1 protein-coding gene is annotated in these 855 nt (G+C 42.8%); it reads right to left on the bottom strand.

Features of this window, described 5'->3' with window-relative positions; all coding sequences use genetic code 11:
- Positions 1-80: 80 nt before the first annotated feature.
- Positions 81-855 (bottom strand): Hsp33 family molecular chaperone HslO (locus tag A3739_RS20130; protein WP_068502560.1); only part of this gene is annotated, 775 nt, incomplete at its 5' end.

The raw sequence follows: 855 nt of genomic DNA, 5'->3' as shown, positions 1-855 counted from the left end.
TATGACAAATCGCCAATTAAAAAACGACAGTAAAATAGACGCCAAGCATTATGCGCTTTATGTGTTCAATGAATAACCAATTAGTGCGGCTTACCGACATTAAATAACTCATTGACACGCTCGCGATCAAATTCGTAATGCGCACCACAAAATTGACAATCGATTCCTATCACAGGCTCTTCATCAAGAATCGACAGCGCCTCATCTTTCCCTAAAGAATAAAGAGAATTTAAAGACCGCTCCTCGGAACATGTGCATTCAAAACGCACAGGCTCTGACTCATACACTTGCACACTTTCTTCATGATAAAGACGATGCAAGATAGTCGCATTGTCATTCTGTTTGACCTCTTCAAAGCTCAATGTCTCAGCGAGCTGCCTAACACGATCCCAAGCATCTTGATCATCGATATATTTGTAATCAGGAAGCTTTTGAAGCATCAAGCCATAACAGTACTCGTCATCACTCGCAAACATGAAATGCGTATCTAGCTGCTCTGATAAATCAAAGTAATGCGCCAAACATTCAGCCAACGTCGATCGCTCTAAAGGCACAATCCCTTGATAACGCTGTCCCTTATCAGGCTCTATGGTGATCGCTAGTTGTGCTTTCCCCAACAAATCGCCTAAATCATTAGAGTCCGGCAAAGCGTCCTCATAATGCACGATACTTCGAAAAGACTTTTGCTCTGTCGCTTCTGCCATTAACAAACTGACGGGGCCTTCACCTCGAGCATGTACAGCTAGTCTACCTTCAAACTTGAGTGTTCCTGTCATCAATACAGATGCACAGGTTGCTTGTGCTAACAACGCTCTAGGTATTTGGGGATAGTCTTTGTTTGCAGTAACTTCTTGA

Source organism: Oleiphilus sp. HI0067 (genome assembly GCF_001635735.1).
Note: the sequence above shows the minus strand (reverse complement) of the source record. Positions and strands in the feature narration are given on the sequence as shown.